At 72.7% G+C, this 21,841-nt stretch carries 23 protein-coding genes; 21 read left to right on the top strand and 2 right to left on the bottom strand.

The window, feature by feature from the left end; translation table 11 throughout:
- Positions 1-34 precede the first annotated feature (34 nt).
- The 4 genes from IPJ59_RS12045 to IPJ59_RS12030 all read left to right on the top strand — a co-directional run bounded on the left by IPJ59_RS12045 (position 35) and on the right by IPJ59_RS12030 (position 3,340).
- A complete protein-coding gene (locus IPJ59_RS12045; RefSeq protein WP_293271655.1) occupies positions 35-604 on the top strand; it encodes an RNA polymerase sigma factor in 570 nt (189 codons plus the stop codon).
- On the top strand, positions 604-1,461 hold the full coding sequence (locus IPJ59_RS12040) for a hypothetical protein (RefSeq protein WP_293271653.1): 858 nt from the start codon (positions 604-606) through the stop codon (positions 1,459-1,461). The genes IPJ59_RS12045 and IPJ59_RS12040 overlap by 1 nt, the downstream gene beginning before the upstream one ends.
- Before the next feature lie 107 nt (positions 1,462-1,568).
- Positions 1,569-2,507: a DUF4215 domain-containing protein gene (locus IPJ59_RS12035; RefSeq protein WP_293271651.1), complete on the top strand. Its 939-nt coding sequence runs from the start codon at positions 1,569-1,571 to the stop codon at positions 2,505-2,507.
- A 23-nt stretch (positions 2,508-2,530) separates the two neighbouring features.
- Positions 2,531-3,340, top strand: coding sequence for an SDR family NAD(P)-dependent oxidoreductase (locus tag IPJ59_RS12030; protein WP_293271650.1), 810 nt, complete (start codon positions 2,531-2,533; stop codon positions 3,338-3,340).
- 26 nt (positions 3,341-3,366) lie between these two features.
- Here IPJ59_RS12030 and IPJ59_RS12025 read toward each other — a convergent pair whose 3' ends face one another.
- Entirely contained in the window at positions 3,367-4,497 is a 1,131-nt protein-coding gene (locus tag IPJ59_RS12025; protein ID WP_293271648.1) for an AAA family ATPase, read from the bottom strand.
- A 10-nt stretch (positions 4,498-4,507) separates the two neighbouring features.
- On the bottom strand, positions 4,508-5,287 hold the full coding sequence (locus tag IPJ59_RS12020; RefSeq protein WP_293255813.1) for an RNA ligase family protein: 780 nt from the start codon (positions 5,285-5,287) through the stop codon (positions 4,508-4,510).
- Between the two features lie 242 nt (positions 5,288-5,529).
- On the opposite strand from IPJ59_RS12020, the gene IPJ59_RS12015 reads away from it, so the two are divergent.
- The 17 genes from IPJ59_RS12015 to IPJ59_RS11935 all read left to right on the top strand — a co-directional run bounded on the left by IPJ59_RS12015 (position 5,530) and on the right by IPJ59_RS11935 (position 21,797).
- Entirely contained in the window at positions 5,530-6,324 is a 795-nt protein-coding gene (locus IPJ59_RS12015; protein WP_293271646.1) for a sterol desaturase family protein, read from the top strand.
- 9 nt (positions 6,325-6,333) lie between these two features.
- On the top strand, positions 6,334-7,524 hold the full coding sequence (locus IPJ59_RS12010; protein ID WP_293271644.1) for a DUF7802 domain-containing protein: 1,191 nt from the start codon (positions 6,334-6,336) through the stop codon (positions 7,522-7,524).
- Between the two features lie 40 nt (positions 7,525-7,564).
- Entirely contained in the window at positions 7,565-9,682 is a 2,118-nt protein-coding gene (locus tag IPJ59_RS12005) for an AAA family ATPase (RefSeq protein ID WP_293255822.1), read from the top strand.
- Positions 9,683-9,935: 253 nt separating this feature from the next.
- Positions 9,936-10,523, top strand: a complete 588-nt coding sequence (locus IPJ59_RS12000; RefSeq protein WP_293255826.1) for a Pvc16 family protein — start codon at positions 9,936-9,938, stop codon at positions 10,521-10,523.
- 10 nt (positions 10,524-10,533) lie between these two features.
- Entirely contained in the window at positions 10,534-11,733 is a 1,200-nt protein-coding gene (locus IPJ59_RS11995) for a phage tail sheath family protein (protein WP_293255830.1), read from the top strand.
- 10 nt (positions 11,734-11,743) lie between these two features.
- Entirely contained in the window at positions 11,744-12,892 is a 1,149-nt protein-coding gene (locus tag IPJ59_RS11990) for a phage tail sheath family protein (protein ID WP_293255833.1), read from the top strand.
- A gap of 14 nt (positions 12,893-12,906) precedes the next feature.
- On the top strand, positions 12,907-13,347 hold the full coding sequence (locus IPJ59_RS11985; protein WP_293255836.1) for a phage tail protein: 441 nt from the start codon (positions 12,907-12,909) through the stop codon (positions 13,345-13,347).
- Positions 13,341-13,709 carry a phage tail assembly protein gene (locus IPJ59_RS11980; RefSeq protein WP_463673355.1) on the top strand — a complete coding sequence of 123 codons (369 nt, stop codon included), beginning with the start codon at positions 13,341-13,343 and terminating at the stop codon, positions 13,707-13,709. The genes IPJ59_RS11985 and IPJ59_RS11980 overlap by 7 nt, the downstream gene beginning before the upstream one ends.
- Positions 13,706-13,888, top strand: coding sequence for a DUF6760 family protein (locus IPJ59_RS11975; protein WP_366524581.1), 183 nt, complete (start codon positions 13,706-13,708; stop codon positions 13,886-13,888). The genes IPJ59_RS11980 and IPJ59_RS11975 overlap by 4 nt, the downstream gene beginning before the upstream one ends.
- A gap of 46 nt (positions 13,889-13,934) precedes the next feature.
- Positions 13,935-14,453: a phage tail protein gene (locus IPJ59_RS11970; RefSeq protein WP_293271640.1), complete on the top strand. Its 519-nt coding sequence runs from the start codon at positions 13,935-13,937 to the stop codon at positions 14,451-14,453.
- The gene (locus IPJ59_RS11965; RefSeq protein ID WP_293271638.1) at positions 14,446-15,831 is read left to right on the top strand and encodes a hypothetical protein; all 1,386 of its coding nucleotides are present in this window, start codon (positions 14,446-14,448) and stop codon (positions 15,829-15,831) included. Before IPJ59_RS11970 ends, IPJ59_RS11965 begins: the two co-directional genes overlap by 8 nt.
- Complete coding sequence (locus IPJ59_RS11960) at positions 15,828-16,568, top strand: CIS tube protein (protein ID WP_293255851.1); 741 nt, start codon at positions 15,828-15,830, stop codon at positions 16,566-16,568. The genes IPJ59_RS11965 and IPJ59_RS11960 overlap by 4 nt, the downstream gene beginning before the upstream one ends.
- The gene (locus IPJ59_RS11955) at positions 16,565-17,608 is read left to right on the top strand and encodes a phage late control D family protein (RefSeq protein WP_293271636.1); all 1,044 of its coding nucleotides are present in this window, start codon (positions 16,565-16,567) and stop codon (positions 17,606-17,608) included. Before IPJ59_RS11960 ends, IPJ59_RS11955 begins: the two co-directional genes overlap by 4 nt.
- Positions 17,605-18,006, top strand: a complete 402-nt coding sequence (locus IPJ59_RS11950; protein ID WP_293271634.1) for a phage baseplate assembly protein V — start codon at positions 17,605-17,607, stop codon at positions 18,004-18,006. The genes IPJ59_RS11955 and IPJ59_RS11950 overlap by 4 nt, the downstream gene beginning before the upstream one ends.
- The gene (locus IPJ59_RS11945; protein ID WP_293271633.1) at positions 18,003-18,215 is read left to right on the top strand and encodes a hypothetical protein; all 213 of its coding nucleotides are present in this window, start codon (positions 18,003-18,005) and stop codon (positions 18,213-18,215) included. Before IPJ59_RS11950 ends, IPJ59_RS11945 begins: the two co-directional genes overlap by 4 nt.
- Before the next feature lie 5 nt (positions 18,216-18,220).
- Positions 18,221-18,622 (top strand): GPW/gp25 family protein, encoded by a 402-nt coding sequence (locus tag IPJ59_RS11940; RefSeq protein WP_293255860.1) that lies wholly within the window; start codon positions 18,221-18,223, stop codon positions 18,620-18,622.
- Positions 18,615-21,797, top strand: coding sequence for a putative baseplate assembly protein (locus tag IPJ59_RS11935; protein WP_293271631.1), 3,183 nt, complete (start codon positions 18,615-18,617; stop codon positions 21,795-21,797). The genes IPJ59_RS11940 and IPJ59_RS11935 overlap by 8 nt, the downstream gene beginning before the upstream one ends.
- Positions 21,798-21,841 lie beyond the last annotated feature (44 nt).

Below are 21,841 nucleotides of genomic sequence, written 5' to 3'. Positions count from 1 at the left end.
CACAGAAGTGGCGGCGGCCGGACAATCACGACCGGTGAGCGCCACCACGACCGTCGATGCCCCGCCGCGTGCCGCCGAGAGCGAGCGCGTGGCGATGAGCCTGGCGGAGGTGTACCGGGCCCACGTGGGCTTCGTGTGGCGGGTGCTGCGGCGGCTCGGGGTCGCGGACGCGGCGCTCGAGGACGTGGTCCACGATGTCTTCCTGGTCGTGCACCGGCGGCTCGCTGAGTTCGATGGGCGGGCCGCGCTGACGACCTGGCTGTTCGGCATCGCCCGGGGGGTGGCGAGCAACCACCGCCGCGGGGTGGCCCGGGCCCAGCGCAGGTTGAGCGTGGCGCCGTCGCCGGGCGGGGCGCCGGACCCGGAGCAGCGGACCGAGCAGCAGCAGCTGGCGGCGTTCGTGCGCGGCTTCCTGGCCGGGCTCGACGAGGATCGCCGCCTGTTGTTCGAGCTGGCGGACCTCGAGGGGCTGAAGGTGCCCGAGATCGCCGAGACGCTGGGGATGAACCTCAACACCGCGTACGCCCGGCTGCGAGCGGTGCGTGAACAACTGAGCCGCGCGCTCGCCGACCGTGAGGCGGGCCCGCGAAGGAGTGTGCTGTGATGAACGAGGTCCGCAACATCCACGACGAGGGTCTGTCGCCGGCGGCGCGGGCCGCCCTGGCCGCGCTGCGGGCCGACGACGACGTGCCGGACGCGGCGCGCGAGCGGGTGTGGGCCCGCGTCGAGCGGGCGCCGGCGCTTTTGGACATGTCGCAAGGGACAGGTTCATCGCGGGGGCGCTGGGGCGGGGCGGCGATCGTGCTGGCGATCGCGGCCGGGCTGGCGCTGGCGGTGGTCGAGCTCGGGCGCGGGGCGCTGGCGATCGCCCAGGCGCCGCGCGGCGAGGCGGCCCGCTACGACGGCGGGGCGGCGGGCGAGCGGACGGCCCAGGTCGGCGCGGCGGGGCCCGGGCGGGCGGTCGGGTCAGGGCTGTCTGAAGGGACAGGTGCGGCTGGCGCGGCTGGTGCGCCGGGGCTGTCTGAAGGGACAGGTGTGGCGGGGCCGGGCGTGGGTGTGGCTGTCCCGGAGGACAGGTCGTCGGAGGCTGTCCTGGAGGACAGGTCGTCGGAGGCTGTCCCGGAGGACAGGGCGCGGGGCGGCGCGGGAGCGCGGGGCGCGGGCGCGGCGGAGGCTGTCCCGGGGGACAGCTCGTCGCTGGCGGCCGAGGCGGCGCTGCTGCAGCGGGCCCAGACGGCGCTGGCGGCGGGCGATCCGGAGGCTGCGCTGGCGCGGCTCGGCGAGCACGCGCGGGGCTTCAAGGACGGGGTGCTGGCGCGCGAGCGCGACGCGCTGCGGGTGACGGCGCTGTGCGCCGCGGGGCGGGTGGGCGAGGGCAGGGCGGAGGCGGCGGCGTTCCTCGCGGCGCACGCCGGCTCGCTGCTGGCGGAGCGGGTCCGCGGGGCCTGCGAGGGGCGCTGACGGGCTGACACGGAGGTCGTGCGCGAGGTCTCCGAATTGAATCTTCGCGGCGGACACAGAGCGCGGGCGGGCTGGACAAACACCAGCCAGAACCTGAGAGCGACACCATGACCAAGCTTATCTCCCTGTTCTCCACCAGCTCCCTCCTCCTCGCCGGCGCGATCGTCGGCCTCAGCCTCGCCGCCTGCGACCTCGGCCCGAAGAAGATCGGCGAGGAGCCGATCTGTGAGGAGGGCGAGGAGAAGCCGGCGGACGACGCCTGCAACTCGTGCAGCTGCGTCGATGGCCAGTGGGCCTGCACGGCGATCGCGTGCGGCGATCTGCCGGAGGAGTGCAAGGACGGCGACATGCAGCCGGCGCCCGACGGCTGCAACACCTGCACCTGCGGCGGCGGGCAGTGGGCGTGCACCGAGATCGGCTGCGAGGAGCCGCAGTGCATGCCCGGCGACGTGAAGATGCAGGACTGCAACACCTGCGAGTGCGCGGGCGACGGGACCTGGAGCTGCACCAAGCTCGGCTGCGTGCCGGGGGAGTGCACGCCGGGTCAGCAGAAGCTGGAGGACTGCAACGCCTGCGACTGCACGCCGGAGGGGACCTGGGCCTGCGACACGCAGGAGTGCCCGGCGCCGGAGTGCGGCAACGGGATCGTCGACGCGGGCGAGCAGTGCGACGACGGCAACGCGGTCGACGACGACGAGTGCAGCAACGCCTGCGTGCTAAGCGGCGTGCAGGAGTGCGTCGGCAGCGGCACGCTCACGGTCGACAACGCGGTGATCGTCGGCGACGAACTGGTGGTGGACGTGAGCTACGGCGGCGGCTGCGAGACCCACGACATCGGGCTGTGCTGGGGCGGCGAGGTGGCCGAGTCGTTCCCGGTCCAGATCTGGGTCGACCTCAGCCACGACGCGCACGGCGACGCCTGCGACGCCTTCGTGATGGAGCAGCGCAAGCTCGACCTGGTGCCGATCAAGACGGCGCTGATGAACGAGGGGCAGGTGGCGATCCACTTGAACGGCTGGGGCGACGTGCTCCTCTACACCTTCTGAGGGATGTGTTAGACCCGGCGGCGATGCAGCACCACCACCGGGGCGAGGTCGTGTGGATCACTGGGGCGAGCGCGGGCATGGGCCGGGCGCTCGCCCTCGAGTACGCCCGGCGCGGGGCCGACGTGGCCGTGTCGGCGCGGCGGGTCGATCGCCTGGCGGAGGTGGTGCAGGAGATCGAGGCGCTCGGGCGCCGCGGGCTCGCGGTCGCCTGCGACGTCACGCGCGACGAGGACGTGGCGCGGGCGGTCGAGGAGGTGCTGGCGCACTTCGGTCGCATCGACGTGGCGATCGCCAACGCGGGCTTTGGAGTGATCGGCAAGCTCGAGCAGCTGAGCGACGCGGACCTGCGGCGGCAGTTCGACACCAACGTGTTCGGGGCGATGTCGACGGCGCGCCACGCCCTGCCGGCGCTGCGGCGCACGAAGGGGCGCCTGGCGCTGGTCAGCAGCGTGGCGGCGCTGCTGGCCTCGCCGCGCAGCGGGGCGTACACGGCGTCGAAGTTCGCGCTGCGGGGGCTCGGGCTGACGCTGGCGCAGGAGCTGTACGCCGAGGGGGTCAGCTGCACGCTGCTGAACCCCGGCTTCGTGGCGACGGAGATCGGTCAGGTCGACAACGTCGGGCGCTTCGACGGATCGCGCCGCGACAAGCGGCCGCTCAAGTTGATGTGGACGGCGGAGGCGGCGGCGCGGGTGATGGCGGACGCGATCGATCGCCGCAAGCGCGAGTACACCTTCACGGCCCACGGCAAGTTCGGCGCGTGGTTGGGGCAGCACATGCCGGGGCTGGTGCACCTGATCATGCGGCGCGGGAAGTCGGCGATGGTCGAGTCCTGAGTCCCACTCGACTGGGTGGGTGGTCGTCAGTCCTGGACGACCCAGTCGACGCGGTGGGCCTCGCAGGGGTCCGGGGGCTCCCACAGCCGGGCCATCCGCTGGATCGCGGCGAGCGGGACGGCGGCCTGGCGCTCGCGGTTCTGTCGCAGCAGGCGCTGGTAGGCGGTGTCGATGAACACGACGCGCACGCGGGCGTTGTAGGCGGCGGCGAGGTCGATCGTGCGGCCGCGGATCTCGCGGCTGAGGTTGGTCGCGTTCCACACGAAGGACTGGCCGCGGCGCAGGTGCTCGCGGGCCTGCTCGCGCGCGGCCTGGATGACGACGCCCTGGTCGCCGGTGCCGCGGTGCTCGTGCTGCTCGCGGAGGGCGTCGAGCGAGACGACGGGGAGGTCGAGGTTGCGGGCGATCCAGTGGTCCTTGCCGGCGCCGGGGAGGCCGCACATCAGGACCAGCTCGCAGCGGGTGTCGTCGTGGGCGGCGTAGCCGGGGTCGCGGTCGTCGCTGCGGAAGTAGAGGAAGCGGCTGTGGTCGCTGGCGAAGGCGAAGGGGCGGGCGAGGCAGGCGTGCTCGCGGCACAGCTCGAGGAAGAGGTCGATGTTGTCGTGCAGGCGCTGGGGATCGCGGCAGACCCGGCCGAGGGCGTCGGCGCGGGTGACGAGGGCGAGGTGGTCGCAGCGGGTGGTCTGGCTGACGCGGGCGAGGCGGCGCCGCGGGTCGGCCTCCTCGATGAGGAAGAAGGGGACCTGGTGGCTGCGCACGAGCGCGGCGATCTGCTCGCGCAGGGCCGGGGCGACGGCCATGCGCCACAGCAGCTCGCGCACCATGAGCGCGCCGCGGGGCGAGTGGCCGGGCTGGCGGATCCGTCCGTCGTCGTCGATGCGGGTGGTCGCGGGCTTGGCGATGTCGTGCAGCAGGCAGGCGGCGAACACCAGCTCGCGCTCGTCGGCGGGCAGGGCCTGCCACGCGGGCAGGGCGACCAGGGCCTCGCAGACCATCCGGGTGTGGGTCCAGACGTCGCCCTCGGCGTGGTGCTCGGGGTCCTGCGGGCAGGCGGCCATCTCGGCGATCGACGGCGCGAAGGCGCCGCGCCCGAGCGTGTCCCAGGCGATCGTGAGGCTGTCCGAAGGGACAGGTGGGCACGGATAGGGCAGGCGCATGGCGGCGAGCTCAGGCCTCGTCGTCGGCGAGGCGGTTGGCGACGATCGGTCGGTCGAGCCAGTGGCTGCCCGAGTCGGTGACGGCGCTGAGGAAGCCGGGGCGGACCCACTTGAGGCGCTCGAGGACGCGTTCGTCGTCCTCGACCTTGATGTACAGGCCCTCCATCGCGTCGTCGCGGTCGGTCTCGGCGACGACCTGGGCCGCGGGCACGCCCGCGGCGGCGCCGGCCTCGATCAGGGCGTCGCGCCAGCGCGGGCTCTTGAACAGCGAGGGGCCGACGAGGCCGGTGAGCTCGGCGAGCCGGGCGGGGCGGCCCTCCCACAGCACGGCGACCGAGACCACGGGCAGGCCGGCGAGCATCTGGCGGCGCCGGGCGGTCGAGAGGAAGAGGTCCTGCTCGCGGTCGTAGATGTCGAATTCCATGAAGTGGTGCGGGAGGCGATCGTAGAAGCAGGTGTGCTTGGCGTAGAGCCACTCGCCGTAGAGGATGTGGCGCTCGCCGAGGGCGAGGTAGAGATCCTCGGCGTGGCTGTGGGCCCACTGCTTGAAGCGATTGAAGTGACGCTCGCGCGGGCCGCCGGTGAGGTAGTGGCCGCGCGACTGCAGGAGCAGGGTCCCGTCGGGCGAGAAGCTGAGGCCCGCGTTGGCGCCGTCCATCTTCTCCTCGACGACCAGGTAGCGGCCCTGGATGTCCTTGAAGGGCACGGCCTCGAGGTCATGGTCGCCGTGCTGGAAGCGCGAGGTCTCGACGTGACGCGTGCGCGGGTACTTCTTGAGGATCGGCTGCATGACGGCGGCGTAGATCTTCGCCGCGGTGGCGGTGGCAGGCCGCGGACGACGGCGTGAGCTGACGCGGGGCGCGGGCTCGCGTGCGCGCGCCAGACGAGGCACGGCGACGCGGCCGAGAGCACGGGCGGCGCGCCTTCTCGCCGCTGGTTGACCCGCGCGGAGGCGGCCGATACGGTGCGTCTCCGTGCGTGCAGGCAATCTCGTCGGGTCTCGCGGCGCCGTGGTGCGCCTGGGTGGTTGATATGGACTGGTCGGCCTGGTTCATCACCGTGCTGTCGTCGATCCTCGGGGGCATCGTCATCCTGTGGGTGGTCGCGGGCTACTATCACATTCGCTACTACGTGCTGCGGCGGCACGAGCCGGAGACCTGGAAGTGCCAGCCGCGGCGTTTCCTGCGGCCCGACCAGCAGCGCCAGGCGATGCGGCTCAGCACGCTGAACCTGGCGATCGGCGGCCTGCTCTCGGGCACCTTTATCTACGCGCTGCAGCACGGCTGGGAGACCCCGATCTACTTCGATGTGGCGGAGTACGGCTGGACCTACACGCTGCTGAGCACGGTGCTGCTGTTCGTGATGGTCGACGGGCTGGCGTACTACGCCCATCGGATGCTGCACAACCGCGTGATGTTCACGTACATCCACCGCTGGCACCACCGCTACATCGCGACCACGCCCTTCGTGGTCACGGCGATGCACCCGGTCGAGCTGATCATCTTCCAGGCGGCGACCTTCATCCCGATGCTGATCGTGCCGGTGCACTACATGTCGGCGATCTTCGTGTTCGTCTACATCCTGGTGTTCAACATCATCGACCACTCGGGGGTGAAGCTGCAGTCGCGGCTGCCGTGGCAGGGTCCGAGCAGCTTTCACGACGACCACCACGTGTACTTCCACTGCAATTTCGGCCAGGTGCTGACCTTCTGGGACCGCTTCCACGACACCCTGCGCCGCGAGGGCCGGCGCTACGGGGCGGACGTGTTCGGCGGCAAGGGCAAGTCGATCGATGGCGCCGTCAAGGGCCGGCAGATCCGCTACTGAGGTGTCGTCGTGCTGATCGAGTCGATGACGCAGATCGCTGGCGCGGCGCCCTGGGACCTCGCGCTGCACCTGCCGTGGCAGGCGTTCACCAGCCCGATCACGAAGTGGGCGGCGCAGCCCTCGTTCGTGATCGGCGAGTACATGTTCATCGCCCTCGCGGCGCTCGGTCTGCTGCACGCGTGGCGCCAGGGCGAGGGCCGGCGCCGGCACCTGCTGGCGTGGGTCGGGGCGCTGCTGGCGGGCACGGCCAACGACATGTTCTTCATGGCGCTGCCGCTGGTCGACAACTTCTGGCAGGCGCAGGCGACGATCATGATCACCCCGCGGCTGCCGCTCTACATCCCCTGCGTGTACATCTGCTTCATGTACTACGCGACGGTGTCGGTGTGGCGCCTGGGCCTGCCGCAGTGGTCGCGGGCGGCGCTGACCGGGCTGGCGGCGAGCGTGTTCTACGGGCCCTACGACATCGTCGGGGCCAAGTTCTCGTGGTGGACCTGGCACGACAGCGACCTGCCGATCTCGAACCGCATCCTCGGCGCGCCGATCGGCAGCACGATGTGGATCATCATGTTCACGGCGAGCTTCGCGTGGCTGCTCAATCGCGCGATCGACCGCGACCCGGCGGTCTCGGGCAAGACCTTCGCCCGCGGGCTCGCGCTGGTCTGCGGGCTCAGCACCCTGACCTTCCTGGTCCAGATCACCGCGCTGCAGCAGATCGACGGCGGGATCCCGGGGCCGGTCGGGCTCGCGGTGGTGGTGCTCGGCTACGCCGCGGTGGTGGCCCTCGGCTGGCGTCGACGTCAGCCGCTCCCGCGCATTGGGGCCGACCGCCTGCTCAACGCGGCCGCGGTGATCTACTTCTCCGCGCTGGTCGTGATCATGGCCGCGTTCGCGCCCGAGACCCACGTCAACACGAGCATGCATCAGACCTACGGGGCATGTCACGTGGAGGCCAAGGACATCGCCGGGCTCACGCGCTACCAGTACCTGTGCGCCGAGGACTTCGACGAGGACTTCAGCTTCGCGTGCCCGGAGGCCCAGCCGCTGCCGGCCGCGGGCAGCGAGTGGTACACGGTCTGCGGCCGCCCGCACAGCGACTTCACGCGCTGGCTGCTCGGCGTGTCGGGGTTCGCGATCGTCGGCATTCTCCTGTACTCGTTTATGCTCGGCGGGCTGCGCCGAAACGCGCGCAGGCCCTGACTTGCAGCTGCATCGTCCGCGGGCGTAGCGTTCGCCTGGCGTGACCGCGTACCGCGACTCGCAGGACCACCTCGAGGACGAGCTGGGGCGGCTGCTGCTGCTGCTGCGGGCGGCGGTGCTGGAGCTGCGGCGCACGCCGCTGCCGGTACGCGAGACCTCTGCGCTGGCGATCCTCGACGAGGAGATCGACTGGCAGCTGGCGCGCCCGCTGCGACGCGAGCCGCCGGATGCCGAGGGGCAGGCCCTGCTGGCGGCGGCCGACCTGGCAGCGACGGCGATCGCGGGGCGCGTGGCGGACAGCGAGGCGGCCGGGGTGTCGCTGCGCCTGGCGACGCTGGTCCGCCGCTTCGCGCTGTCGCAGGTCGAGCAGGACGCGCTGCTGTTCGCGCTGGCGCCGGAGCTGGGGCCGCGCTTCGAGCGGATCGTCGGCTACCTGCACGACGACCTGACGCGCCGGCGCGTGAGCACCGGCCTCGCGTTGCAGGTGCTGGCCCGCGACGACGCCGGCCAGCTCGCGCTGCGGCGCAGCCTCGCGGCCGGCGGACGGCTGCTGCGCGAGGGGCTGCTGCGACGAATCGAGGCTGAGACGGGGAGCACCGCGCTGGCGAGCCCGATCGCGGTCGCGGAGCGCGTCGTCGAGTTCCTCCACGGCGACGACGATCTGGACCCGCAGCTCGGCGCGGTGGCCCGTCGCGGCGGCGCGGCGATCGGGCTGGCGCAGCTGGTGCTCGCCGAGCCGCTGCGCGCGCGGCTGACGGCGCTGCGCGGGCGCTGGGCCGCGGGCGAGAGCTCCGGCGTGTACCTGCACGGGGCAGCGGGCAGCGGGCGGGCGGCGGCGATCGAGGCGGTCTGTGTCGACCTCGGCCTCGGCGTGCTGCGGGTCGCGTGCGCGGCGATCGATCTACCAGGCTTCGCGGCGCAGCTGGGGCGCGTGCGTCGGGAGGCGCTGCTCGGCGGGCTCGTGGTCGTGTGGGAGGAGCTCGACGGCCTCGACGAGGCGCGGCGCCTGCAGGTGATCGCGTGCATGGCCGCCGCGCCGGCGGTGCGCGCCGCGTACACGGGCACGAGCGCGTGGGAGCCCGCGGGCGCTGCCGTGACGGCGCTGCGGGTCGAGCGGGCCGAGCTCGGTGAGCGCCGCGAATTGTGGCGCGCCGCGCTGGCGCGTCACGAGGCCAGCGTCGATGACGAAGTGCTGGCCGAGCTGGTCGGCCTCTACGGATTCGCGGCCGGGCCGATCCACGAGATCGTGGCCACGGCGCGGCGCCACGGCGGTGATGATGGCCGGCTGTCGCGGGCCGAGCTCGGCGCCGCGGTGCGTCGTCGTTCGCTGCGCGCGCTCGGCTCGCTGGCGCGGCCGCTGGTGGTCGCGCGCGGGTGGGACGACCTGGTGCTGCCGATCGATCGCAAGCAGATCCTGGTCGAGCTGTGTCGCCACGCGCAGCACCGCGAGCTGGTGCTGGGGCGCTGGGGCTTTCGCGGCGGCCTGGCCGGCGGTCGCGGGCTGACGGCGCTGTTCACCGGCGCCTCGGGCACGGGCAAGACGCTGGCGGCGGGTCTGGTCGCCGGGCAGCTCGGGCTCGATGGCTATCAGATCGACCTGGCCTCGGTGGTCAGCAAGTACATCGGCGAGACCGAGAAGCAGCTCGCGCGCCTGTTCGATGAGGCCGAGGCCGCCAGCGCGCTGCTGTTCTTCGACGAGGCCGACGCGCTGTTCGGCAAGCGCACCGAGGTACGCGACGCCCACGACCGCCACGCCAACATCGAGACGAGCTACCTGCTGCAGCGCCTCGACAGCTACGACGGGGTCGTGCTGCTGGCCTCGAACTTCCGCAAGAACATGGACGAGGCGTTCCTGCGGCGGCTGCAGTTCATCGTCGACTTCCCGGTGCCGGAGGCGCAGGAGCGCCTGCAGATCTGGCGCCGGGTGCTGCCGCCGGCGCTGCCGCGGGCCGACGACCTCGACCTCGCGGCGCTCGCCAGCCGCTTCGCGCTGCCGGGCGGCAACATCCGCAACATCGCGGTCGCGGCGGCCTTCCTCGCGGCCGAGGAGGGCGGGCCGCTGGCGATGCGCCACCTCGTCGCGGCGACCCGGCGCGAGTTTCAGAAGCTCGGCAAGGTCGTCGAGGCCTCGCACTTCGCGGGTCTCCCGGGCGCGTGAGATCCAGCGGGGGAGGGTGACCTTCGCGGTGGAGCGCGATGAATCGCGATGAATCGCGCCAAGCTCGCGCGATTCAGAGACTCGTGCGGCGCAGATTCGCAAACGCTACAGCGTAACGCTGTATCTGCAATGTCGAGACGACCGCAGGCGCGCGCGCTGGATCCATTGTGCGCGCATTCGTGGCGTTGACTGGCATTCTTTGGCCGCGATACGTTGCCGCGGCACGGCGCTGCGGTCCGTGAATGCGTGGTGAATGCTGCACGATCTCGATAGCTCGCTGGAGGCGCTGTTGCACGAGCAACTGCCGGTCGATCTGCGCGAGCAGACGACGATCAGCTTCGCTTCGCCGGGCAGCGATTTCCCGCCGCCATCGGTGACCTTGCCCGCGATCAGCCTGTTCCTCTACGCCCTCAGCGAGAACCACGACCTGCGCAGCAGCCGGCCCGACTGGGAGCTACGGCCCGACAAGACCGCGTATCGCAAGCCGAACGCGGTGCGCGTGGATTGCCACTATCTGGTCACGGCGTGGGCCCGCGACGGCGTTCCGAGCCCCGAGCAGGACGAGCACCGGCTGCTCGGCGCGGCGATGCTGGCCCTGCTGCGGCACCGCGAGCTGCCGGCGTCGGCGCTGCGCGGGGCGCTGGCCGCCAGCGACAAGCCGGTGCGCACCAGCGTGCTGCACGGTGAGCACGTGCGCAGCATCGCGGACTTCTGGAAGGTGTTCGGCGGCAAGCCGCGACCTTCCTTTAACCTCATAGTCACGGTGGCCCTCGACGTGATGCCAGTCGAGGAGGGCGGAGCCCTGACGAAGCAATCTGTGGTCAAGGTCAGCAGCAAGTGAGAGGGAGAACATGCCAGCATATCTGTCGCCAGGAGTGTACGTCGAGGAGGTCCCATCGGGCTCGGCGCCGATCGCCGGCGTGAGCACGAGCGTCGCGGGCTTCATCGGCGTGGTGCCCGACAACGTGGAGATGCCCCAGCGCGCCGACGCTGCGCCGGGTGCCAAGCATACGGTGGCGCCGGCCGGGGTCCCGCAGCTCGTGACCAACTGGAGCGAGTTCACCCGCAAGTTCGGCGCGGCGCCCAGTGACGCGGCCGGGGTGACGGAGGCCAACGTGCTCGCGCACGCGGTCCGCGGCTTCTTCAACAACGGGGGCTCGCGGGCCTGGGTCGCGCGGGTCACCACGGTGGCTGCGCCGGCCGACAAGGACCCCGACCTGATCGACGCGGCGCTGGCCGCCTTCGCGGCGATCGACGAGATCTCGCTGGTCGCGGCGCCGCTGCTGAGCGACGACGCGGTGCGGGTGAAGGCGATCCAGGAGCGCCTGCTGACCCACGCCGAGAAGCTCGGCGACCGGGTGGCGATCCTCGACGCGCCGCGCGACATCACCGGCGATCTGACGGCCGGCAACATCCTCAAGCTGCGCAACAGCGACTACGGCGCGTACTACTTCCCATGGATCGACGTCCGCGGCGACGGGGCCTACGCGCCGCCCTCGGGCCACGTCGCCGGGGTGTTCGCGCGGGTCGACGCGACCCGCGGGGTGCACAAGGCGCCGGCCAACGAGGCGATCCGGGGCGCGCTCGGGGTCCGTTACCGCGTCAGCAAGGAGCTGCACGACGGCCTGAATCCGGTCGGCATCAACGTGATCCGGCCCTTCGGCAACACCGTGAAGATCTGGGGCGCGCGCACGCTGGCCGACAAGAGTCAGGCCGCGCAGAAGGACTTCGTCTACATCAACGTGCGCCGCCTGTTCGCCTTCCTCCGCGAGTCGCTGCAGGAGGGCACCGGCTGGGTGGTGTTCGAGCCCAATACGCCCGATCTGTGGGCCCGCGTGACCCGCAACGTGCGCGCCTTCCTGACGACGGTCTGGCAGTCCGGGGCGCTGTTCGGCACCACGGAGGAGGAGGCCTTCGTGGTCAAGTGCGACGCCGAGAACAACCCGCCGGAGCTGCGTGCGCTCGGCCAGGTCGTGATCGAGATCGGCGTGGCGGTGACCAAGCCGGCGGAGTTCGTCATCTTCCGCCTGACGCAGAAGGCCGGCGGCTAGGAGCAGCACGATGCCAGCGAGCGCGTATCGGGTGCCCGGCTTGTCGCGGGAGGAGGTCCGGCCGGAGACGGTCGCCGACTTCCGCACCGGCGTGCCGGCGATCCTGGTCGCGGCCTCGTTGCCCGCACCGCTCGCGCTCGGCTCGCTCGGGCAGCTGCCGCCGGCGCTGCTGGCCTCGCTGAGCGCCCCGGCGTTGGCGGCCGTGCGCGGCTTCTTCGCCTGCGGCGGCCAGCGCTGTCACCTGGTCCCGATCGGCGGCGGGGCCCCGGACCTCGCGCTGGCCCAGGCGCTGGCGCGCAGCGACGAGGCCGAGGACGCCGACCTGGTGATCGCGCCGGAGCTGGCGTTCACCCACCGCTTCGATGTGCCCGGCGGCGAGCTGCTGCTCGCGGCCCAGCAGCGCCGCGTGCTCGAGCACTGTCAGCGCCGGGCTCGCTTCGCGATCCTCGACTCGCCGATGCGCGTGCAGCTGCGCCCCGAGGATCACCTCGAGGCGGTGCGTCGCCACAGCGAGCGCCTGGTCGGCGCGCCCGGCAGCGAGAACGGGGCGATCTACTTCCCGTGGCTGCGCGCGCTGCAGGGCGACGCCAGCTTCGTGCCGCCGAGCGGGCACGTCGCCGGGGTGTTCGCGGCCACCGACGCCGAGCGCGGCGTCCACAAGGCGCCGGCCAACGAGGCGCTGCACGGGGTCGTCGACCTCGAGCTGCGGGTCGACGCGGCCAGCCAGGCCGGCCCGCTCGCGGCGCTCAACTGCATCTGCCCGTTCCCGGGCCGCGGCCTGCGGATCTGGGGCGCGCACACGCTGGCCACGCAGGCCTCGGCCCGCCACATCGGCGTGCGTCGCCTGCTGCTCACGCTCGGCCGCTGGCTCGAGCGGCGGCACAGCGAATTCAACTTCGAGCCCAACGACACCGGGCTGTGGACCCGCATCCTGCGGGCGCTGCACGCCGAGCTCGGCGCGCTGTACCGGCGCGGGGCCTTCTTCGGGCAGACGCCGCAGGACGCGTACTACGTGCGCTGCGACGAGGAGACCAACCCGCCCGAGCTGCGGGCTGCCGGCATCGTCTGTGCGGAGATCGGCGTCGCGCCGGTCATGCCGCGGAGCTTCATCGTCCTGCGTATCAGCTACACGACGCAGGGCATCACCGTGACGACCTGATCAGGGAGACAAGCATGGCTATCGACAGGAAGGACCCCTTCTCCGGCTACAACTTTGCGATCGAGCTGGACGGCATCACCGGCACGGGCTTCAAGGAGTGCTCGGGGCTCGACCGGACCCAGTCGGCCTCCGACTACCGCGAGGGCACCGATCCGACGCTCAGCAAGCGCAAGATCCCGGGCCTCGTGAGCTGGTCCAACATCACCCTCAAGCGCGGCCTCAGCACCGACCACGCGCTGTGGGACTGGCAGCAGAAGGCGGTCTCCGGCAAGGTCGACCGCCGGGCCATCTCCATCATCCTGCTCGACGACACCGGCGCCGAGCGCATGCGCTGGAACGTGCGCGCGGCCTGGCCGGTCAAGTGGAGCGGCCCCGCCTTCGACGCCGGCAGCGACGCCATCGCCATCGAGTCGCTCGAGCTGGCGCACGAGGGCATCGAGGTCGCGAAATGGTGAGCGGCGCGCTGGAGTTCCCGCTCGTGCTGCCGCACGGATACTGCGACAGCGAGGGCGTGCTGCACCGCGAGGGCGCGATGCGCATGGCCACGGCCTTCGACGAGATCGCCCCGCTCAAGGACCCGCGGGTCCAGAGCAACCCGGGCTACCTGGTCGTCATCCTGCTGTCGCGCGTGCTCACCCGCCTGGGCTCGCTCGAGTTCATCAACCCCAAGACGATCGAGGGGCTGTTCGCGTGCGACCTCGTGTACCTGCAGGACATGTATCAGCGGATCAATCGCACCGGCCGCCAGCACCTGCTGGTCGCCTGCCCCCACTGCAGCGGCGAGTTCGAGGTGGAGGGCCCGCCCCCGGGGGAATGACCCGCTACCCCTCGGATCGGCTGGCCGAGGAGGTGGCATTTCTTTCTTACTACTTTCACTGGCCGTACGAGCAGGTCATGGCGATGGACCACCAGGAGCGCCTGCGCTGGGTCGGGGAGCTCTCCCGCCTGAACAGTCAGCGCAATCAGATCCAGCAGGAAGCGGCGCGGCGCCCGTGATGGCGGCCGCAGAGAGGAGCGTGATGTGCTCGGCCTCAATACCCTCATGACCTTAGGCGTCGGCGCCCTCGGGGTGCGCCTCGATCCGTTCACGCCGTTTAACTTCATCGTCGAGCTCGACGGCCTGATCGTCGGCGGCTTCTCGCAGGTCGAGGGGGTCGAGGGCACGATCGAGGTCGAGGAGTACGCCGAGGGCGGCCGCAACGACGCGCCGCACAAGCTGCTCAAGGGGGCGCGCTGGCCCAACCTCGTGCTCTCGCGCGGGATGATGGAGGTCGACAGCATGTGGCGCTGGTTCGCCGCCACGGCCCGCGGCGACATCAAGCGGCGCAGCGGCGCGATCGTGATGCTCAACGCCCAGCGCATGCCGGTCAACGGCTGGATCTTTCACAGCGCGGTGCCGGTGCGCTGGGTCGGCCCGAGCTTCGACGCCAGCCGCGACAGCGAGGTCGCGATCGAGAAGATCGAGCTGGTCCACATGGGCCTCGAGCGGCCGGAGTGGTTCGCGGCCTTCGGGGCGATCGCCCGCGCCAAGATCTTCGCGGAGTCGGGGCTCGATGGCTGAGACGCACGACACCCGAGCGTGGCAGGCCGGCGTCGACCCGGCCCTGGTGACGCGCCTGCAGCGACCGCTGCGGCGCTCCGCCGCGATCGCGTGCGCGTGGGCCCGCGAGGCGCTCGCGCGCGGCAAGCGGGGCGGGCTGCCGCTGTTCGCCAGCTGGGCGGTGCGCTGGGGGATGAATGAGGCGGCGGTCGCGGGGCTGCGACCGATCGTCCACGCGCTGCCCCACGAGCGCGCGCCAGAAGGTGTGGTCGCGCCGGCGATCGCCGCGGTGCAGGCCAGGCTCGCCCCCGAGACGCCGCGCACCGCGATCGTGGCGGTCGCTCGCGCCGCTGCGACGGGGGAGCGCGAGGCGATTCGCGGCGGGACACACGAGGGGTCGCAGCACGCTGCGAGCGAACGCGGCGCGCCGATCGTGGCGATGAGCGAGCGTCCGCACGAGGTCGTGAGGAGCGAGCCTGCGGCGTCGCAGCCCGCCGTGCCACGCGTCGACGGGGACCCGCGGGTCGCGGCGCCGACAGCCATGCCCGCTGCGACGACGGGCCTCGACCTGCGCGTCGACCCGGCGCTGCTGGTCGCGGCCACCCTGCCGTCCGCGACCACCGTGCCGCCGCGCGTGGTGCATGCGCCCGCGAGTGAGTCGGGGCCGCCGATGCGTCCGCGGACCCGGCCGCGCCTGCTGACGACGATGGACCTGGCGCGCGCGCAGCAACTCGCCGCGTCGTCGCAGCCGTCCGCGACGATCGCGGCGACGGCACCACCCGTGACTCCGCCACGCGAGGCTCCGGCGTCGATGGTCGTCGAGCACGGTCGTCGCACGCACGAGCTCGACGAGGCCGGCGCCGATCGTCGCGTCGCCCCGCAACATGACGGCCAGCGTCGACGACGACCCCGGGCGCGCCGGCGCCCACCGTCGTGCACGCGCCAGCCGAGCAGCTCCGCCGCGCCCGCTCTGGACGCCGCGTCAGCGACCATTGCCCTCGACCTGGCGACATCGTCGGCGGTCGCCCCGCTGCGGGTGCGCGGCCGCGTCGTCGCGGCGCCGGTCTCACCTGTCCTTGTGGACAGCCTCCCGAACAACCCGGCCGCGCGCCCGCGCGTCTCGCTGGCCTCGCCCACGCTGCCGTCGAGCCCGGGACTGACCGCCGCGAGCTCGATGACCGCGACCCAGCCCGCGGCCTCGCGCATCGACGTCACCCTGCCCGCAGCCCAGCCGAGCACGAGCCCGCCGCCCGCCGCCCGCACCCCGCCCGCGGCGCGTCCGGTGGTCGCGCGGGTCGAGACCTCGCAGCTCGACATCCCGGCGATCGCCCAGGCGGTGCACCGTCACCTCGAGCGCGAGCTGCGGTGGGAACGTGAACGCCGGGGAGGTCGCCCGTGAGCACCAACTACCGCGGCTCGCCCGACAAGGTGACCCTGCCGAGCTCGTGGCAGGAGATGGGCCGGCTCGTGATCCGCTACAGCACCGGCGCGACGCTCGGCGGCAGCGGCGAGATCCGGGCGCTGTTCAACCCCAACAAGATCAGCCTGCGCGGCAGCTCGACGATCCAGACCCGCGCCAACGCCTCGCCTGGCAAGCCGCTGGCGGTCGACCTGTCCGACTACAGCTACGAGCCGCTCACCCTCAGCGTCAGCCTGTTCTTCGACACCTCCGAGGCCGACAGCCCCGGCGCGCTGGCGTCGCTGTTCGGCGCGGGCGGGGGCAACAGCGGCACCAGCGTGCTCGTGCACACCACCGCCGTGGCCGCGCTGCTGCGGCCCGCACGCGGCATGACGCGCCCGCCGATCTGCGAGCTGTGGTGGGGCCGCTACCAGATCTTGCGCGGCGCGCTGGCCAGCGTGTCGCAGAACTTCACCCACTTCATGGCCGACGGGACCCCGGTGCGCGCGACCCTCGACTGCGAGTTTCGCGAGGTCGACGACACGCCGATCGCACCGCCCACCGGCGCGACCCAGGGCATCAGCCGGCTCCACATCGTCGGCCTCGGCGAGACCCTGCAGTCGATCGCGGTGGCCGCGTACGGCAGCGCCGGGCGCTGGCGAGACATCGCCCTCGCCAACAACATCTCCAACCCGCGCACGGTGCTCCCAGGCCGCCTGCTCAAGATCCCCCGATGACCCACCCAAGCACATCCTGGGACCTGCGCCTGCGCATCGACGGGCAGGAGCTGGCCGCGAAGTACATGCAATCGGTGGCATCGGTGAAAGTGCTGCAGGACATCGGCGCGGCCGGTTCCGTGGCGCTGGCGATCAACGCGCCCAGGGACGAGATCTACGCCTGGCTCGACGACGCGAAGGTCGACGAGGGCTCGCCGATCGAGGTCGAGATGGGCACGACCCAGCGCCGCGGCCTGGTCTTCGCCGGCGAGATCACGGGCCTCGACATCAGCTTCAGCGGTCGCCTGGCGGTCTCGCTGTCGCTGCGCGGCTACGACGGGCGCCACCGGATGATGCGCGCGCGCAGCCCCCGGAGCTACGAGCGCGTCAAGGACAGCGACATCGCCCTGCAGATCGGTCGCAAGCACGGCCTGCAGGTCCGCGCCACCGTCACCAAGATCGTCCACCCCTACCTGCTGCAGGCCGAACAGAGCGACCTCGAGTTCCTCAAGCAGCGCGCCGCGGCCAACGGCTTCGAGGTGGTGGTGATCGGCAAGACGCTGCACTTCCGGCCCTGTCAACACAAGTCGCCGCCGAGCCTGCGCCTGTCCGCCGAGACCGATCTGCTCGACTTCCACGCGGCAGTGACCTCGATGAACCAGGCCACCGAGGTGCAGGTCGGCGGCTGGGACGTGGTCAACAAGAAGGCGATCGTCGGCAAGGCCAGCAGCAGCTCGCTGGGCCGCGGCAGCGGGCCGGTCCGCTCGAAGGACGTGTTCGGCCCGGCGCCGATCACCGGCGGCGAATTTCCCGTCGCGTCGCAGGCCGAGGCCGAGGCCCGCGCCGCGTCGCAGCTGCAAGACCTCGCCCTCGCCCACGTCAGCGCCGAAGCGACGGTTCACGGCGACAGCGCGATCGAGGCCGGCATGGTGGTCGAGATCAAGGACGTCGGCTCGCGCTTCAGCGGCAACTACTACGTGACCTCGGCGGGCCACGACTTCGAGCTCGTCGGCTCGCGCCGCTACGAGACCCGCCTGACGATGCGGAGGGCGGCGTCGTGAGCGTGTTCGACGGCATCAGTGAGGGCGAGGCCGGCGGCGGCCGCTTCTTCGGCGTGATGGTCGGCCTCGTCACCGACAACCAGGACCCCGAGAAGCTCGGCCGCGTGCGCGTGCGCTTCCCCTGGCTCTCGGACGACGACGCCAGCCACTGGGCCCGGGTCGCCGCGCCGATGGCCGGCAAGGGCCGCGGCCTGTTCCTGCTGCCCGAGGTCGATGACGAGGTGCTGGTGGCCTTCGAGCACGGACGGCCCGAGTCGGCCTACGTGCTCGGCGCGCTGTGGAACGGCAAGGACTCGCCGCCGACCAGCAATGACGACGGCAAGAACAACCTGCGGGTGCTCCGCTCGCGCGCGGGTCACGAGGTCGTGCTCGACGACACCGACGGGAGGAGCAGGTGATCGTGCGCGACGGCAACGGCAAGGACAGCGTCGTCATCGACATGAAGAACGGCCGCGTCACCGTCACCGCCGACAAGGAGCTGGTGCTCGCCTGCACCGGCAAGCTCACGATCGGCGGCGACGGGGCGAAGCTCGCCATCACCGGCGCCGAGCTCAAGATCAGCTGCGACAAGGTCGACATCAACAACGGCGCGCTGGAGGTCTCGTAGTCGCCATGGCCCAGGAATTTCTCGGCGCAGGTTGGAGCTACCCGCTGCAGTTCGACCCGCGCGGCCGCCTCGTGATGGCCCGCGAGGAGGACGCGGTGCGGCGCTCGCTGTGGCTGGTCCTGGCGACCGCGCTCGGCGAGCGGGCGATGCGGCCCGAGTTCGGCTGCGGCCTCCACGACCTCGTGTTCGCGCCCGCCAACACCGAGCTGTTCGGGCGCGTCACCGAGGCGGTGCGCCGGGCGATCGCCCAGTGGGAGCCGCGGGTCGCCCTGCAGAGCGTGAGCCTGCTGCCCGACCCGCAGGACCCCGAGCGCCTCGTCATCGACCTGCAGGTCCAGATCCTCGCGACCAACAGCCCGCTCAACCTGGTCTACCCGTTCTACCTCGGAGGCGCCGCGGATGTCTGAGACGCCCAAGCTCGACCCCCGCGACGCGCCCACGCTCGTGGCCCAGGCCGAGACCCTGGTCGAGGCCTTCACGCCGTGGCGCCGCGACCCCGGCGGCGACCTCGACGGCATCGGCGCGCTGGTCCGCGTGTTCTCCCGCATGGCGGTGCGCGGCGTCGCGGCGCTCAACGAGGCGCCGCAGCTGCAGATCGAGGCGCTGCTCGAGCTGCTCGGGATGCGCCCGCGCCCGCCGCGAGCCGCCCGCGTGCCGCTGGTGTTCCGCCTCGCCGAGGGCACGCTCGTCGACGCCGCCGTGCCAGCGCGCACGCAGGTCGGGTCGAACAGCGACGACGAGGTGGTGTTCGAGACGGAGTCGGCGCTGACGGTGGTGCGCGCCGGCCTCGAGGCGCTGCGCGTGCGCGACCCGGCGGCCGATCGCTGGGGCGACCGCGACGCGCTGCTCGGGCCCGGCCTCGTCGCCCCGGCGGCGGCCTTCGTCGGCGACGCGGCGATCGAGCGCGCGCTGTACCTCGCGTGCGAGCCGCTGCTGCCGCTCACGGGCCTCGCGCGCGTCGAGCTCGCCCTCGACTTCACGCCGGCCCTCGGCGAGCTGGCCAAGCTGGCCGGGCTGCCGATCCGCCTGTACGTGTGGGACGGCGCGGCCTGGCGCGGCGTCGGCGGAGCTCCGGTCGCGTCGCTCGTGGAGGGCCGCCATCGCCTGCAGTGGACCGTCGATCCGGCGCCCGCGCTGGTGGCCTGCGTCGTCGACGGGATCGATGCGACCTGGCTCAAAGTACAGGTCGACAGCGAGGCGATGGTCGGCTGGTGGCGCAACGCCGGCAGCTTCCCACCGACCAAGGAGATCGGCGTCGCCGAGGCGCTGCGCGCCGTGCCGCCGCTGCAGCGCGCCGCCGTCCGGGTCAAGACCCGCAGCCCCGCGCAGGCCCCCGACGCCGGTCGCCAGAGCGGTCGACCCGTCGACGTCACCCGCGACCTCTACCCCTTCGAGGCCGCGCCGCAGCTCGGCGCCGTGCTCTCGCTCGGGCTCGACGCGGCCGCCGGCGCGCCCGTGGGCACCGTCGTCACCCTCGCGGTCAAGGCCCACCCCGCGCCGCCGATCGCCCCCACCGCGTCCGACAACCTCGAGCTGGTGTGGGAGATGCGTAGCGCCGCCGGCTGGCGCGAGCTGGGACGCAGCACCAAAACCAAGGTCACCCCGGCGCCCGGCAGCAACTTCAGCGACAGCACCGCGCTGCTGTGCAGCAGCGGCGCCGTGAGCTTCACGCTGCCCGCCGCGCCCGAGGCCGATGCCGACGGCTGCTGGCTGCGCGTGTGGATCGCCGCCGGCGACTACGGCAAGCCGCTGCGGGTCGACTACGGCATGAACCCGCCGAAGCCGGTGCCCGCGAGCTTCGCCCCGCCGCTGCTGCGACCGCTGAGCTTCAGCCTCGAGTTCACCAGCGCCGAGCTGCGCCCGAGCGCGGCCCTTCTCGCCGGCGACTTCACGATCGTCGATCGCAGCGTCCACCTGCGCGACGCGGGCCCGCCCTTCGCCCTGTTCGCCGCGCCGATCGAGCCCGGGCCGGCGCTGTACCTCGGCTTCGCGGCCCCGCCCGGCGCGGTGCCGGTGTCGCTGTACCTCGGGGTCGCCGCGCTGCGCCCCGCCGAGGCCGAGATGCCCGCCAGCGACGACCCGCCGCGCGTGCAGTGGGAGCTGCGCGGACCCTCCGGCTGGACCCCGATCGGCGTCGGCGACGAGACCGCGGACCTGACCATCAGCGGCCTGGTCCGCTTCACCGCGCCGGCCGACCTCACGGTCACCAGCGAGTTCGGCCGCTCACTGTGCTGGCTGCGCGCGCGCTGGGCCGGCGGGCTGTTCCGCGGCCCACCGCGCCTCACCGCCGTGCGCCTGAACGCGGTGTGGGCCCGCCACGCGGTGGCGATCGATCACGAGGTGCTCGGCTCGGGCGACGGCGCCGGCGGCCAGGTCTTCGTCACCAACCTGCGGCCCGTCCTCGAGGGCGAGCGCGCGTGGGTGCGCGAGCAGACGGGGGCCTCGCCAGCCGAGGCCGCGGCGCTGGTCGCCAGCGTGCCGCCCGGCGACGCGATCGTCGAGACCACCGCCGAGGGCGCGTCCGTGTGGGTCCGCTGGCGCCCGGTCGTCGACCTGCGGTCCTCGGGCCCCGAGGACCGCCACTACGTCTTGCGCAGCGGCACCGGCGAGCTCGAGCTCGGCGACGGCCGTCGCGGTCGCCTGCTCCCACGCGGCCGCAACAACCTGCGCATCAGCTACGAGTACGGCGGCGGCCCGTCCGGCAACAGCGGCCCCAACACGATCACCGAGCTGCGCGCCAGCCTGCCTTACATCGCCGGCGTCGATCACGACGAGCCGGCCACCGGCGGCGCCGCGGGCGAGGACACGCCCGACATCGCCGGCCGCGGCTCGGCCCTGCTGCGCCACGGCGACCGCGGCGTCGCCAGCCAGGACCTCGAGGACCTCGCGCGCGAGGCCTCCCCCGAGCTCGCGCAGGTCAAGGCGATCACGCCGCGCTTCGACCCGATCGAGGTCGCGGTCGACCTCGGCGCGCTCGACCGCAGCGGCGCGCCGCCGGTCCCAGGAGCCCCGGTGCTGCTGGCCAACGGCCGCGTGAAGCTGCCGCAGATCCCACCCGAGACCGCGAGCGTCAGCAGCGGCCGCGCCGGCCTCGCGCGCCTCCTCGTGGTCGCCCGCGGCGACGAGGACCGCCCGGTCCCGAGCGCCGGCCTGCTCGCCCAGGTCGAGCGCCACGTGCGGGCCCGCTGCTCGCCGCTGCTGCGCCTCGAGGTCACCGGCCCGCGCTGGATCGAGGTCTCGGTGCAGTGCCGCGTCGTCGCCGTCTCGCACGAGCGGGCCGAGGTGGTCTGCGCCGACGTGCAGGCGGCGCTGCGTCGCTTCCTGCACCCGCTGACCGGCGGCGTCGACGGCGTCGGCTGGCCCTTCGGACGCGCTCCGCGGCGCTCTGACCTCGGCCGCGTCATCACCGGCGTGCCGGGCGTCGATCACCTGCGCGGGCTGGTCGTGAGCTGCACGCCCGCGCTGCCGCCGATCGACCAGGCGCTGAGCGACGACCAGCTCGCCGACCTCCAGCGCATCATGATCTACTCCGGCACCCACAGCGTGACGCTGCACGGCGTGGTCGGGGAGGGGGGCCTGTGAGCACGCGTCCACCACCCGCGAGCGACGCCGTGGTCGCCGTGCGC

Origin of the sequence: Nannocystis sp. (assembly GCF_016714285.1) — a bacterium.
Lineage (GTDB): Bacteria > Myxococcota_A > Polyangia > Nannocystales > Nannocystaceae > Nannocystis.
This window is presented reverse-complemented; position numbering and strand designations above follow the sequence as displayed.